General features: G+C 62.7%; 15 protein-coding genes and 3 tRNA genes. 7 read left to right on the top strand and 11 right to left on the bottom strand.

Annotated features, from left to right (window positions below):
• Window positions 1-31 precede the first annotated feature (31 nt).
• Genes AC4NN3_RS05110 through AC4NN3_RS05100 form a run of 3 tightly spaced genes read left to right on the top strand, consistent with a single transcriptional unit; the run spans window position 32 to window position 3,397 of the window.
• The gene (locus tag AC4NN3_RS05110; RefSeq protein ID WP_491926008.1) at window positions 32-1,366 is read left to right on the top strand and encodes an NAD(P)/FAD-dependent oxidoreductase; all 1,335 of its coding nucleotides are present in this window, start codon (window positions 32-34) and stop codon (window positions 1,364-1,366) included.
• Entirely contained in the window at window positions 1,363-2,136 is a 774-nt protein-coding gene (locus AC4NN3_RS05105; RefSeq protein ID WP_491926007.1) for a DUF1365 domain-containing protein, read from the top strand. Before AC4NN3_RS05110 ends, AC4NN3_RS05105 begins: the two co-directional genes overlap by 4 nt.
• 25 nt (window positions 2,137-2,161) lie before the next feature.
• On the top strand, window positions 2,162-3,397 hold the full coding sequence (locus AC4NN3_RS05100) for a class I SAM-dependent methyltransferase (RefSeq protein WP_491926006.1): 1,236 nt from the start codon (window positions 2,162-2,164) through the stop codon (window positions 3,395-3,397).
• 67 nt (window positions 3,398-3,464) lie between these two features.
• Here AC4NN3_RS05100 and AC4NN3_RS05095 read toward each other — a convergent pair whose 3' ends face one another.
• The 8 genes from AC4NN3_RS05095 to AC4NN3_RS05060 all read right to left on the bottom strand — a co-directional run bounded on the left by AC4NN3_RS05095 (window position 3,465) and on the right by AC4NN3_RS05060 (window position 7,567).
• Entirely contained in the window at window positions 3,465-3,761 is a 297-nt protein-coding gene (locus AC4NN3_RS05095) for a PRC-barrel domain-containing protein (protein WP_491926465.1), read from the bottom strand.
• 338 nt (window positions 3,762-4,099) lie between these two features.
• A complete protein-coding gene (locus AC4NN3_RS05090; RefSeq protein WP_491926005.1) occupies window positions 4,100-4,858 on the bottom strand; it encodes an SDR family NAD(P)-dependent oxidoreductase in 759 nt (252 codons plus the stop codon).
• Complete coding sequence (locus AC4NN3_RS05085) at window positions 4,855-5,514, bottom strand: ChrR family anti-sigma-E factor (protein WP_491926004.1); 660 nt, start codon at window positions 5,512-5,514, stop codon at window positions 4,855-4,857. The genes AC4NN3_RS05090 and AC4NN3_RS05085 overlap by 4 nt, the downstream gene beginning before the upstream one ends.
• Window positions 5,511-6,053: a sigma-70 family RNA polymerase sigma factor gene (locus AC4NN3_RS05080; RefSeq protein WP_193336210.1), complete on the bottom strand. Its 543-nt coding sequence runs from the start codon at window positions 6,051-6,053 to the stop codon at window positions 5,511-5,513. The genes AC4NN3_RS05085 and AC4NN3_RS05080 overlap by 4 nt, the downstream gene beginning before the upstream one ends.
• 212 nt (window positions 6,054-6,265) lie before the next feature.
• A tRNA-Glu gene (locus AC4NN3_RS05075) sits at window positions 6,266-6,340 on the bottom strand.
• A 49-nt stretch (window positions 6,341-6,389) separates the two neighbouring features.
• Window positions 6,390-6,464 (bottom strand) — tRNA-Glu (locus tag AC4NN3_RS05070).
• Between the two features lie 72 nt (window positions 6,465-6,536).
• Window positions 6,537-7,013: a YcbK family protein gene (locus tag AC4NN3_RS05065; RefSeq protein ID WP_491926003.1), complete on the bottom strand. Its 477-nt coding sequence runs from the start codon at window positions 7,011-7,013 to the stop codon at window positions 6,537-6,539.
• 137 nt (window positions 7,014-7,150) lie between these two features.
• A complete protein-coding gene (locus AC4NN3_RS05060; RefSeq protein WP_491926002.1) occupies window positions 7,151-7,567 on the bottom strand; it encodes a VOC family protein in 417 nt (138 codons plus the stop codon).
• A 181-nt stretch (window positions 7,568-7,748) separates the two neighbouring features.
• On the opposite strand from AC4NN3_RS05060, the gene AC4NN3_RS05055 reads away from it, so the two are divergent.
• Together AC4NN3_RS05055 and AC4NN3_RS05050 are read left to right on the top strand one after the other, a co-directional pair.
• The gene (locus AC4NN3_RS05055; protein ID WP_491926001.1) at window positions 7,749-8,372 is read left to right on the top strand and encodes a cold-shock protein; all 624 of its coding nucleotides are present in this window, start codon (window positions 7,749-7,751) and stop codon (window positions 8,370-8,372) included.
• 10 nt (window positions 8,373-8,382) lie between these two features.
• Window positions 8,383-8,862 (top strand): DUF192 domain-containing protein, encoded by a 480-nt coding sequence (locus tag AC4NN3_RS05050; protein ID WP_491926000.1) that lies wholly within the window; start codon window positions 8,383-8,385, stop codon window positions 8,860-8,862.
• A gap of 95 nt (window positions 8,863-8,957) precedes the next feature.
• Here AC4NN3_RS05050 and trhA read toward each other — a convergent pair whose 3' ends face one another.
• Window positions 8,958-9,638: a PAQR family membrane homeostasis protein TrhA gene (gene trhA, locus AC4NN3_RS05045; protein WP_491925999.1), complete on the bottom strand. Its 681-nt coding sequence runs from the start codon at window positions 9,636-9,638 to the stop codon at window positions 8,958-8,960.
• 185 nt (window positions 9,639-9,823) lie between these two features.
• Here trhA and AC4NN3_RS05040 point away from each other — a divergent pair, with 185 nt between their 5' ends.
• Window positions 9,824-10,279, top strand: a complete 456-nt coding sequence (locus tag AC4NN3_RS05040; RefSeq protein ID WP_491925998.1) for an ArsR/SmtB family transcription factor — start codon at window positions 9,824-9,826, stop codon at window positions 10,277-10,279.
• Between the two features lie 22 nt (window positions 10,280-10,301).
• Here the strand turns inward: AC4NN3_RS05040 and AC4NN3_RS05035 are convergent.
• Window positions 10,302-10,378, bottom strand: a tRNA-Arg gene (locus tag AC4NN3_RS05035).
• Between the two features lie 32 nt (window positions 10,379-10,410).
• Window positions 10,411-11,502 (bottom strand): LacI family DNA-binding transcriptional regulator, encoded by a 1,092-nt coding sequence (locus AC4NN3_RS05030; protein WP_491925997.1) that lies wholly within the window; start codon window positions 11,500-11,502, stop codon window positions 10,411-10,413.
• Between the two features lie 227 nt (window positions 11,503-11,729).
• Here AC4NN3_RS05030 and AC4NN3_RS05025 point away from each other — a divergent pair, with 227 nt between their 5' ends.
• A complete protein-coding gene (locus AC4NN3_RS05025; protein WP_491925996.1) occupies window positions 11,730-12,971 on the top strand; it encodes an ABC transporter substrate-binding protein in 1,242 nt (413 codons plus the stop codon).
• Window positions 12,972-13,003: the final 32 nt, after the last annotated feature.

Genomic DNA, 13,003 nt, shown 5'->3' with positions numbered 1-13,003 from the left:
GGCCCACAGCCAGGACGGAGACTTCTCGATCATGACCGCTAGCCGCATCGCCGTTATCGGATCGGGAATCTCAGGCCTCTCAGCCGCTTGGCTGCTCTCCAAGTCCCAGGATGTCACCGTTTTCGAGCGCCAGTCGCGGCTGGGCGGCCATGCCAATACCTTCATGGCCACCACCCCCGAGGGCCAGGTCGCCGTGGATACCGGCTTCATCGTCTATAACGAGCAGAACTATCCCAATCTGACCGCCTTCTTTGCCCATCTCGGCGCACCGACGGCGCCCTCTTGGATGAGCTTTGCCGTCTCCATCGGCGAGGGCCAGCGCGAATATTCCGGCGAATATCTCAACGGCCTGTTCGGCCAGCGCCGCAACATCATCCGCCCGCAGCACTGGCGCCTGGTCAGCGACATCATGCGCTTCTTCCGCAAGGCCGAGCAGCAGATCGCCACCTGCAGCGATGATCTCTCGATCGGCCAGTTCCTCGAACGCTTCGGCTATTCGCGCATTTTCATCCAGGATCACATCCTGCCAATTTCCGCTGCCATCTGGTCGACGCCCTCCCAGGGCATGCTCGACTTTCCGGCGCGCACCTTCATCGAATTCTTCGCCAATCACTCGCTGCTGCAGGTCAACAACCGCCCGCTCTGGCGCACTGTCGAGGGCGGCAGCCAGCAATATGTGCAGCGCCTGGCCGCGCAGAGCAGTTTTGCCACAGAGCTGGGCGCTGAGATTTCGTCGGTCCGCCGCGACGCCGATGGCGCCGATCTGGTCTTTGCCGATGGCAGCCGCCGCCATTTTGACCAGGTGGTCTTCGCCTGCCATGCCGATGAGGCGCTGGCGCTGCTGGCCGAGCCGACCGAGGCCGAACGCCGCGTGCTGGGCGCCTTCCGCTTCAACAGCAATCACGCCGTGCTGCATACCGATGCCAGCTTCATGCCGCGCCGCAAGCATCTGTGGTCATCCTGGAACTATCTGCGCGCCGCCAAGGGCGAGAGCGCGCTTAGCCTGACCTACTGGATGAACAGCCTGCAGCCGCTGGCCACCAAGACCAATCTCTTCGTCACGCTCAACCCGCATCGCGATTTTGCCCCCGGCACGGTGCAATACGAGGTCGACTACGCCCACCCTCTGTTCGACGCCGCCGCCATCACGGCGCAGAAGGACCTCTGGCAGGTCCAGGGCGTGCAGCGGACCTGGTTTGCCGGCGCCTGGATGGGCTATGGCTTCCACGAGGACGGGCTGCAGGCGGGGCTTGAAGTGGCCGAGCGCATCGGCCCCGTGCAGCGCCCCTGGCAGGTCGGCCATCAGCGCGACCGCATCGCCCATAACTGGGCCGACGGCGACCAGAGCCTGCGGGCGGCAGAGTGACCGCTGGCACGGACATGTCCGGCGCCATCTATGCCGGTGACGTCGTGCACAAGCGGGCCCGGCCGAAACGCCACGCCCTGCGCTATCGTGTCTTTTCCATGCTGGTCGATCTCGACCAGCTCGAGTCGCTCGACAGGAGCCTGCGGTTCTTCTCGCTCGACCGCTTCAACCTGGTCTCGCTGGTCACCCGTGACTTCGGCCCGCGCGACGGCTCCAGCATCGCCGCCTTCATTCGCGGCAAGGCGGCAGCGGCGGGGGCAGGCGAGATCGCCCGCATCCGCATGCTGGCCTATCCGCGCCTTCTCGGCTTTGCCTTCAATCCGATCACCGTCTATTTCTGCGACGACGCCAAGGGAGTCACGCGGTTCCTGGCCTATGAGGTCAGCAATACCTTTGGCGAGCATCATTTCTACGAGGCTGTGGTGGATGGCCATGGCGAGGAACTGCATCACGAGGCCCGCAAAGCCTTCTATGTGTCGCCCTTCAACACGCTGGAGGGCAGCTACCGCTTTTCCATTCGTCCGCCGGATGAACAGGTCTTTGTCGGCATTACCCTGTCGACCGGGGAGGGGGGAATACTGACAGCCTATTTTGAAGGTAAGCGCCGACCGCTGACCGACAAAACCCTCTTGAAACTGCTGCTTGCATATCCATTTATGACCGCTAAAGTGGTGCTGGGCATACATTGGGAGGCCCTGCTGCTTCTGCTGAAAGGCATGCCGCTGACATTGAAACTGCGGCGCCACCTCAAGCGTGGACACCAAGCTTAGTGGACGAGTTGGATCTCTGGGGCCAATGACTAAAACAGCAATCGATAACAGCAATACCGGCGTCACGCCGTGGACGAGTCTGGTCTCCTGGGCCGTCGATCGCATCGGCGTCTGGCTGGTGGGCAAGCCGCAGCACGGCTCGGTGACGGTGATTTTCCCCAATGGTCGCACCCGCACTATCGGCAATCCGGCGACCGGCGAACACGCCGTGCTGCGACTCAACAATTTCCGCGTGCTCAGTGAAGCCATGCAGCGCGGCACCGTGGGCTTTGCCGCGGCCTATATGAACGGCGACATCGAGGTCGACGACCTCACCGCCTTGTTGCGCTTCTTCCTGCAGAACCGCGACATGTTCGAACAGGCCAATCCGGGCTTCTTCCGCCGTGCCGCCGGCGATCTGCATTACCACCTGTCGCGTCGCAACACGCTCGAGGGCTCCAAGAAGAACATTGCCGAGCACTATGACTTGGGCAACGATTTCTACGGCCAGTGGCTCGATCCCTCCATGACCTATTCCTCGGCTCTGTTCACCTCGGGCGATCAGAGCTTGGAGGAAGCGCAGAATATCAAATACCGCCGCGTCGCCGACCTGGCTGGCATCAAGCCTGGCTCATCCGTGCTGGAAATCGGCTGCGGCTGGGGCGGCTTTGCCGAGACGGTGGCGCGCGACTACCAGGCCAATCTGCGCGGCATCACCCTGTCGGCCGAGCAGCTCAAATATGGCAAAGAGCGCCTCGCCAAGCAGGGGCTCGATGAATATGCCACCCTGGTGTTTGAGGACTATCGCCATACCGAGGGCCAGTTCGACCATATCGGCTCGATCGAGATGATCGAGGCCGTTGGCGAGGACAACTGGGACAGCTACTTCCAGACCGTGCACGATCGCCTCAAGCCCGGCGGTACGGCCGCCATCCAGGCCATCACCATCAAGGAAGAGGATTTCGACGGCTATCGCAGCGGGCCCGATTTCATCCAGCGCTACATCTTCCCGGGCGGCATGCTGCTGACCAAGACGGTGATGAAGGAGTTCGGCGAAAAGTACGGCCTGGTGCTGGAAAATGTCGACACGTTCCGGCTGTCCTATGCCAAGACGCTCAAGCTGTGGCGCGAGCGTTTTCTTGAGCGCTGGCCAGTCATCGCCCCGCTCGGCTATGACGACGAATTCCGCCGCAAGTGGATCTACTACCTCAGCTATTGCGAAGCCGGCTTCGCCGAGGGCTCGATCGACGTCGGCATCTATCAGTATCGCCGCCCGGCCTGAGGGCCTGGCGGCAAAGTAAAACCGCCGGACCATAGGTCCGGGGGTTTTTTGTTGGCGCGCGGCAGGATCAGTGGTGATGCTCGGGCATCTGCTCGAGCTGGTCCTTGGTCCAGGTCGTGACGGCGTGGACATGGCCATCCGCGTCGCGCATGAATTCGAGCTCATTGGCGGGAACGGCGACCGGCTTGGCGCCCAGGCCGAGAAACCCACCGACATCGATGATGATGCGGCTGGAAATGCCGGTGCCGTGCATATGGGACACGTGGCCGACCTTGTGGTCATCCGCGCCGTAGATGCTGGCCCCTTCCAGGGCATCTGGCGTCAGCTCGTCGGGCGACAGGCGAATGTGGCTGCTGTGATCCATGGTAAAATCTCCTGAATGGGGTTTCACCGGGGATAACGGCTCAGCGGCCACACTGTTCCGGCCGGTCTGGGAATTGGGCAAAACCTGCTCCAGCCGCTCCAGCGCCAGGCCAACGCGCCGGGCGACCTCGATATCGAAGGAATGATCCGGGCTGGTGCGCTCATAATCGCGCAGCTGCTCGACTGTGACGCCGGCCTCGGCGGCAAAGGTCTCGTCGTCCAGTTCCAGCGACAGACGGCGGTTATGGTCGCCCTTGGGCTGGCGGCGGCTGGGGTCTTGCAACGCATCCATGGCAGTTCTCCTGTGGTGCAGGGAAAAGCCGTCAGCGCCGCAAAGGTTCAATCCTTGGGCAGCATCTTGCTGGTCAGCCAGAAGAAGACCGGGTAGGGCAGCCAGCGCACCGTCTTCATCAGCCAGACCATCCGCCTGGGAAAGGCGATCTCGAACCGGTCCGACTGCGTCAGCCCATCGACGATCCGCACCGCCGCGTCCGCCGTTTCCATCAGGAAGGGCATGGGAAAGTCGTTTTTGTCGGTGAGCTCGGATTTGACAAAGCCCGGCACGACCATCCTTACGGTGATCTTGCGGGGCGCCAGTTCAGTCCGCATGGTTTCGAGCAGGTTGATCAGTCCGGCCTTGGTCGAGGAATAGGCCGCCGAGCGCGGCAGGCCGAAATAGCCCGCTACCGAGGCGATGACGGCAAAGTGGCCGCCGCCCTGGCGTTCCATCTGCGCCAGCAGCGGATTGGCCACGCGGATCACGCCGAGATAATTGGTGTCCACAATCCTGGCGAATTTCTCATAGTCGTAATCGCCGACATCCATCGGCTGCCAGGCGGCAGCGCCGAAGATGAAAAGGTCGATCTGGCCAAGCTCGGCCGCAATCTTTTGCACCGTGTTGGCAATGGCCGCGCCATCGGTGACGTCGAGCGGGTAGCCAGAGATGGTTGGATGACCCTGCGCAACGGCAGCCAGCTTGTCCTCCCGGCGCCCCGAAATGGCCACGGTCCAGCCGCGCTGCGCCAGCAATTGGGCGACGGCGGCGCCGATCCCCGATCCGCCGCCAATGATCCAGGCGACGCCCGGCTGCAGGCTCATAGCCCGAACAGCGGCTGCAGCGCCCGCATCAGCCGGCCGCGGAAGGTCAGCCGCGCATCAACGGCAACAAGACAGATGCAGTCCTCGCCAGGCTCGGCGATCGGCTGGTGCTCGACCTCCTCGTCATGGTCGGCAATGTCGCCCTTGGCAAAGACACCAAAGCGGTCGCGATAGGCCCCCGAGAGGATGAGGGTGAGTTCCTGGCCGCCATGGCCATGCTCGGGTACCGGCCGGCCCGCCGCGACGCGCAGCAGCATCAGTCGCGAACGGCTGTCCTGGCCCCAGGCCAGATCAGCCGTGGCCACGCCGGGCCCGGTCCACTTCCAGCGCACGCCGCCCAGCCCCTGCGGCAGGTAGCGCTGCAAGGGCAGGGGCACGTCACTGGCGGCAGGGCGGGCATCGTGCGGCGTTACGGAGATGCGATCGCGGTCGTCGCCCAGCGCGTCCAGCAGCCGGTCGAGCGCGCCATTGGCCAGGTCCGCCTCGGGCTCGTCCGTCAGCAGGGCGCCACCAATGGTGTTGATATGGCGCAAGGTCTCCCTGCCGCCTTCCGACATCGCCAGATGCGTCGCAATCACGGTGGCATAGGGGTCTTCGAGTGTTCCGGCGCTGAACGCCATCAGGCTGGTGATATCGGGGTGGTGGTTCACATTCATTGCAGATCCTCCAGCAGGGGCCGGAGCCGTCCATAGGCGAGGCGAAGTCGCGATTTCACGGTGCCCAGGGGAACGCCGAGGCTTTCGGCAATCTGGGCATGCGGCATGTCGTGGATGAAACTCAGGCGCACGACGTCCTGTTGTTCGGCGGGCAGGTTCTTGAGCGCCAGGGTGACGCGGTCGATCACCTGGCGCTGCTCCACCAGGGCACTGCCCAGCGGTGCGTCACTGGCGAGCTCCAGCGATTCGAGATCCTCGTAAGGTTTGTTCGACTGCCGGCGCAGCTGGTCGATACGCAGGTTGCGGGCAATGGTGAAGATCCAGGTGCTGGCCGCGCCGCGCTGGCTGGAATAGAGCGCGGCCTTGCGCCATACAGACACAAAGGTCTCCTGCACCAGATCTTCGGCCAGCGCATCGCCTGCGCCCAGCTTGAGCATCATGGATTTCACGCGCGGCGCGAAATAGGTGAACAGGGCGGCCAAGGCGGCCTTGTCGCGGCTTTCGGCGACGCGCAGCAGCAGGCTTGTTGGATCATCCATCGCCACTGTTCCGGCTATGCGTGCGATTTCTGGATCTGTCATGGCAAAGGCATACATCGGCAGCTCCGCACCTGTCAGCCCTCTTACGCAGGCAATTCGACGGCGGATCATGCAAATGGGCATATGTTGACTGCGGTACAGGCAATCTGCCTGCCCTCAGACCCGCCGCAATGGCAGCAGAACGGGCATAGAGTGGGAGAAGAGAAGGTTTCTGGTACGCCCACGGGGAATCGAACCCCGCTCTGCACCGTGAGAGGGTGCCGTCCTGACCGATAGACGATGGGCGCAGACCTAGAAACTCTCGCTTATTTTATACCATCCTTCAACGGGAAGGAATGGTACGCCCTAGGGGAATCGAACCCCTCTCTGCACCGTGAAAGGGTGCCGTCCTAACCGATAGACGAAGGGCGCTTAAGCGCTGCCGGTCGTATAATTGGGACATTTGGGTTGTGCAACCCATTTGCGCATTCATTGCCGTTTTTTTTAACAGCCCGAGAAAGTCACTGGCCGGTTGTAGCCGCGCGGACGGTCGCGCACGTCGACATGAATGAAGTCCCGACCCGGATAGCAGCCTAATCCGCCTACCGCCTCGGTGCGCATGGCAAACAGGATCAGGTCGCGTTTGTCGACGCCCGGAATGTAGAAGTCTGCGGCCATGCACCGCGTATGATAGGAATTGTCGGCGCCGCCGGCCTGGGCATTGTGGTTGCCGTCGCGATAGCCTGAATTCATGATCACCTTGCGCCCGAAATGGCCCTCGAACTCCCATACGAGGAAGCGCAGCTTGGGGCTCAGGCACAGGGCATTGACGTCGCGGCTGGATACGTAGGTGCCCCAGTCGCTGCGCTTGTTGGCATAGCTGGCGCCACTCGAGCTGGCAAACATCGCCATCGGCACACAGGCCGCCAGACTCAGGGTACAGACGGCGATGGCGGCAAGGGAACGCAAGGCGGGGAACATGGTGACTTCCGAGGACGCTTGTGTTGCTCTCGTGCAACAGGCAATGGCCCGTCGCTGAAGTCAGTAAAATACCATCGGTTTTGCTAACCGCACCCTAAGCGCCAAGGTTAGCAAATCGTTAGGTTTCGCAGCGCCGGTTACCAGCTGCCGGTATTGGGCATTGACAGCCACGGCTCCTGCGGCGCCAGATCACCTTCTTGGATCAGCTCGATCGAAATCCCGTCCGGCGAGCGCACAAAGGCCATGTGGCCGTCGCGCGGCGGGCGGTTGATCACCACGCCCATGTCGCTCAGATGCTGGCATAGCGCATAGATGTTCTTGACCCGATAGGCCAGGTGGCCAAAATTGCGACCACCGGTATAGACCTCGGGATCCCAGTTATAGGTCAGCTCGACCTGTCCGCCTTCGTCGCCCGGTGCCGCCAGGAAAATCAGCGTGAAGCGCCCCTTCTCATTCTCGATGCGGCGCACTTCTTCCAGGCCCAAGCCGTTGCAGTAGAAGCGCAAACTGTCCTCGACATTGGTGATGCGAACCATTGTGTGCAAATAGCGCATGGCGTGTTCCTCAGTGCAATTTCGCTCTGGTCTTGGCCTAGCAAGTGTCGCGCCATGCCGCAATCGCCGCACCACACAACAAATTCCTAAGAGATGCTTAACAAGCGACCCTGAATCGGACAGAGTGGCGTCTAGTGTGGAGTACCTCGCAGTGGCGGGGCGAGTACAAGGGGCTGGGACGATGGGGGCCGATTCTGGTGGCAATGGTGACGAGCCCTTGGGCTTGTCGCAGGAGGATAGTGCGGTGACGCACGCCGATCCCTCTGTCAGTTCCGGCGAATCCGGGCTCGACACCATCGAGATTGCCGGATCCATCAAATGGTTCGACGCCGGCAAGGGTTTCGGCTTCATCGTGCCCGACAATGGCATGCCCGATGTCCTGCTGCACGTGACCTGCCTGCGCCGCGACGGTTACCAGAGCGCCCATGAGGGTGCCCGCATTGTCGTTGAGGCGCTCAACCGGCCCGGTGGGCTGCAGGCCTTCCGCATCGTTTCAATGGATGAATCCACCGCCCGGCACCCGGCCCAGATGGCGGCGCCGCGCACCCATGTCGTGGTCGAGGCGACCTCCGGCATGGTGCGTCTCGAGGTCAAGTGGTTCAACCGCATTCGCGGCTTCGGCTTTCTCTCGGCCGGCGAGGGCACGCCCGACATTTTCGTGCATATGGAAACCCTGCGCCGCTTCGGCATCACCGAATTGCGGCCCGGGCAGTTTGTGCTGGTCCGCTACGGCAATGGCCCCAAGGGCCTTATGGTCGCCGAAATTCGGCCCGATGGTTGGGGCGACGCTCCCTCCTCGCACTAGGAATATTCTGATGATGAATGCCCAAGGCTTTGCGCCCGCTTTACGGCGTGCTGGCGTGCTCCTGGCCGTGCTCATGGTGGCAGCTCCGCTTGCCGCCTGCAGCGACGAGGGCAAGCTGGTGCTGCATACCGCCACGGGCGAGCACGTCTTCAATGTCGAACTGGTCGACACGCCGGAAAGCCGCGCCAAGGGTCTGATGTTCCGCGAGGAACTGGCCGACGACGCTGGCATGCTGTTTGATTTCAAGCAGGAGCGCGAGGTCTCCTTCTGGATGAGCAATACCCTGATCCCGCTCGACATGATCTTTGTCGGCGCCGACGGGGTGGTCAAGACCATCCATGCCAACGCGCGGCCGCAGGACCTGACCTCCATTCCCTCGCAGGTGCCGGTGCAGTTCGTGCTGGAAATTCCCGGTGGTCGCTCCGAAGAGCTTGGCCTGCAGCCGGGTGACACCATCGAACACGAGCGGGTCGGCGCGCCGGTCGACTAGAGCGTTTTCAGCAAAAGTGGCTCCACTTTTGCTGAAAACGCGACAAACCAAAGAGCTAGAGCCATTGAGCCGTTTCAGAGAAACGGTGAAATGGTCTAGACCGGGTGGATCACCATGAAGTCGATTACCGCCCAGAGGTGAAGGCTGGCGCCGGCCACGACGAAGACGTGCCATAGCGCATTCTGGAACTTCAGCTTTTCCCACAGATGGAAAATGATGCCCAGCGAGTAGGTGACGCCGCCGGCGAGCACCAGCATCATGGTGGAGTGGGGCAGGGTCTGTGCCAGGGACTGGAATACCAGGATGCCGCTCCAGCCGATGGCCAGGTAGAGCGCGATGGCCAGCCGGCCGAAATGCTCGGGCACGATCAGCTTGAGCGCTACCCCGACCAGCGACGCGCCCCACACGAACGTCGTCATCAACGCGCCGGTCGTCGTGCCGCCCAGCACCGCCAGGAAGGGGGTATAGGTGCCCGCGATGAATAGGAATATGGCCGCCTGGTCGAGGCGCGCCAGCCACATCTTGATCGGCGAAACGGGCCATTGATTATAGGCCAGCGACACCCCGAGCACGACGATAAGGCTGGTGACATAGATCGATAGCGCCGGCAGTTCTGGCGCCGCTTCCATGATGGCAAAGGCCAGGAGAACCGCACCGGCAGCGCCGGCGCCGAGCAGGCCAAGCACATGCACAATGCCGTCGGCGATCAGCTCAGCGGTGGTATAGGGGCGATGTGCCCGGCTCCACCACGAATAGGCCGCCTGAGATTTTTCCATGCCATGTCTCCCTGTTCCGACCTTCGCGCAGGGAAGTGACCAGAATATTGCCAATGCCGACCGATCGCGGGGCATCATGAACGCCGGACCAACGTATCTGGTGAACAATCGGTTGCATATCCAGTGCGCCCCTTGACGAGTAACCCCATCGTTACCTAGGCAGCAGGAAACGCCTGGGAACCACCATGCCCCCGATCGCCATTCTTGTCGCCCTCGCTGATCCGACTCGCTGCCGCCTGATCGAGCTGCTGCAGGGCGGCCCGCAGCCCGTACACGTGCTGGCGGCTGCCTTTCGGATCAGCCGGCCGGCCATTTCGCGGCATTTGCGGGTGCTCAAGCAATCCGGCCTGATCAGCGAAAAGAAATTCGGCCGGGAAAACCGCTATGCCTTGCACCCCGGCAAGCTGGCGCCGGTGCAGCGCTGGCTGGCCGGCCTGCTGCCGGCCTCCAAGATCGCTGAGGTGCCGGTTGTTGTCGTCCCGGCAGACGCACCGCCACCGCAGCCCAAGGCCAGGCGCCAGGCCAAACCGGCTGCGACACCCGCCCTCCCGTTGCCAATCCTTGCTGCAGAAGCCGCGGTCCCGGCGCCGGCAAAACCAGCCCGGCCCACCGCCGTCTCGCAGATGGGCTTTGATTTCTAGCCACCGGCAGGGGGAGAATATCTGGCGATCCCGGCAGGACTCGAACCTGCGACCAACAGCTTAGAAGGCTGCTGCTCTATCCAGCTGAGCTACGGGACCACACCCAGACCTGCTCCATGTAGCGGATTCTGTCACAAAAGGAAGGCCGCAGCCGTGTTCTCCCGTCGTTGCGGGCCAACGGTCGCGGTGGCCGCCACCATCGGCGCGGTACTGCCGCGCACCACCAGCCCCGAACTGAGCACGGTATGCAGCGGCACGCGATTGCGCGGCTTGCCTTCGATCAGGTCGATCAGCGCCTCCGCGGCCAGCCGGCCCAACGCCGCACGCGGCTGGCGCATCGTGGTCAGCGGCGGCCAGACATGCGCCGCCACCGCCAGGTCGTCGAAGCCCACCACCGACACGTCGCGCGGACATTCCACGCCATGCCGGCGCAGGCCGGACAGGAAGCCGATGGCTGATTCGTCATTGGCGGCAAACACGGCGCTGGGGCGTTCGGCCAGGGCCATGAACTGCTCGGCGACCGCTAGGCCGCGCTCCATGTCGAACCCGCCGGCGAACATCCATTGCGGATGCACCGCCAGCCCGCTGGCCGCCATGGCCTTGCCAAAGCCCGTCTCGCGCGCCAGCGTTAGCCCGTTATGCGCCGGGCCCCTGATATGGCCGATGCGGGTATGGCCCAGCCCGATCAGGTGCCGCGTCGCAATCTCGGCGGCGAACATATTGTCGGTGGTGACGGTGTGGAATGGCGCGCCATCAATGGTTTCGCAGGCCATCACCAGCGGGACATTGGCCGGTTCCCCGGTCAGTACCAGCAACTGCGCCAGGTCAACCGAGCCGTCGAGCAGCAGCAGGCCATCGGCGCGGTTGGAGAGGAAATAGTCGTGCAGCCGGCGCACCGCCCCCTCGCCGGCAAAGCGATTCACCACCAGCACACCATAGCCGCGCTGGCAGGCCTCGCGCTCGATGGCATCAAGAATGCTGGAGAAGAATGTGTTGCGGATGTCGGGCAGGGCCACCAGGATCGTCCGCGCCGTCCGTTGACGCAGCGAACGGGCCGCCTGGTTGAGCGTATAGCCCGTCAGGCGAACCGCCTCCGAGATCCGCTCGCGGGTCTGCGAGCTGACCCGCTCCGGGCGTGACAAGGCTCGGCTCACCGTCGCTGTGGACACCTTGGCAAATTGGGCAACGTCTTGAATCGTAGGCGTTTTTTTAGAGATTGTCATGCCTGGCAGCGCCCCCTCTCGCTGTCAGCAACGCATTTGTCTAAATCGATCTTGACAGGTCTGCAAGTCGTGTATGAAACTAATGCAATCGATTGCAGAGATTTCGGCATGCCGGAAATGCAATCGATTACACGCAGTCAGCTCGGGATGTCTCACAAGAAGACAACCTTGCGGCTGACGGCTTCGCGGGAGCGTTTCGCTCCAAGTGATCGTTGGGAGGACAATCTATGAAGAAGTTTACAGTGGCAGCCGCTATGGCTGCTGCGTTGATGAGCACGACTGCGGCCATGGCCGTTGATCTCGAAGTCACGCACTGGTGGACGTCGGCTGGTGAAGCTGCCGCCATCGCCGAATTCGCCAAGGTCTTCGAAGAGCAGACCGGCAATACCTGGGTCGATAGCGCCCTGGCCGGCTCGGGCACCGGTGCCAACCCCGTCATCATCAGCCGCATCATCGGCGGCGATCCAATGGGTGCCACCCAGATGAATACCGGCCGCGACGCCGAGGAACTCATCCAGGCCGGCCTGATGCGCGATCTGACCGATGTCGTCGCCGACATGGACATCGAGAGCTTCTATGTCGACAAGAGCCTGCTCGAGCCCTGCAAGTTCGAAGGCGGCCTCTACTGCCTGCCAATCAATATCCATTCCTGGGATTGGCTGTGGCTGTCCACCGCTGCCTATGAAAAGATCGGCCAGCCCGTTCCCACCAATTGGGACGAGTATGTAGCATCCTGGCCGGCGCTGCAGGAAGCCGGTGTCCTGCCATTCGGTCTGGCGACCGGCTGGCCGATTTCGGGCGTTCCCGGCGTGCTGATGTCGGGCCTTGGTGGCAGCGATCTGGTGCTCGCCATCAACCGCGACAAGGACGTCGAAGCCGTGCGTGGCCCTGAATTCCGCAAGGTTGCCGAAGCCCTTGATTCGCTGCGTTCGGTGATTTCTCCTGACATGATGGTGCCGTCCTTCGGCGACGTTGGTACGCAGCTGCTCGAAGGCACTGCAGCCGGCAACATCCATGGCGACTGGCTGCAGGGTGACCTGCAGGTGGCCGGCGGCGTCCCCGGTGAAAACTACGAATGTCTGCCTGCTCTGGGTCTGGGTGACCAGCTCACCGGCGGTGGCGATTCGTTCTACTTCCCCAAGCTGCCAGAAGGCACCGATCAGGCCGTCCTCGATGCCCAGGCCCAGCTGGCCCGCATCCTGATCTCGCCTGAAGCCCAGCTCAAGTTCAACATGGTCAAGGGCTCGATGCCGATCCGCACAGACATCGACCTGGCTGCCGCCAATCCCTGCATGCAGAAGGCTCTCGGCATGCTCGGCAACGGTCTGCTGCCATCGGGTGACTTCGCCCTCACCAGCGATACCCAGCAGCAGCTGCAGGATCTGAGCACCGAGTTCATTGCCGACGACAGCATCACTGTCGACGACTACATCGAGCGCTATGCTTCGATCATCGAGTCGGCTGAGTAAGCCTCCGGCTTTTCAGCTGGGAGCTTGCTCCC

This window comes from Devosia sp. MDV22-iso42, from assembly GCF_058629155.1.
Note: the sequence above shows the minus strand (reverse complement) of the source record. Positions and strands in the feature narration are given on the sequence as shown.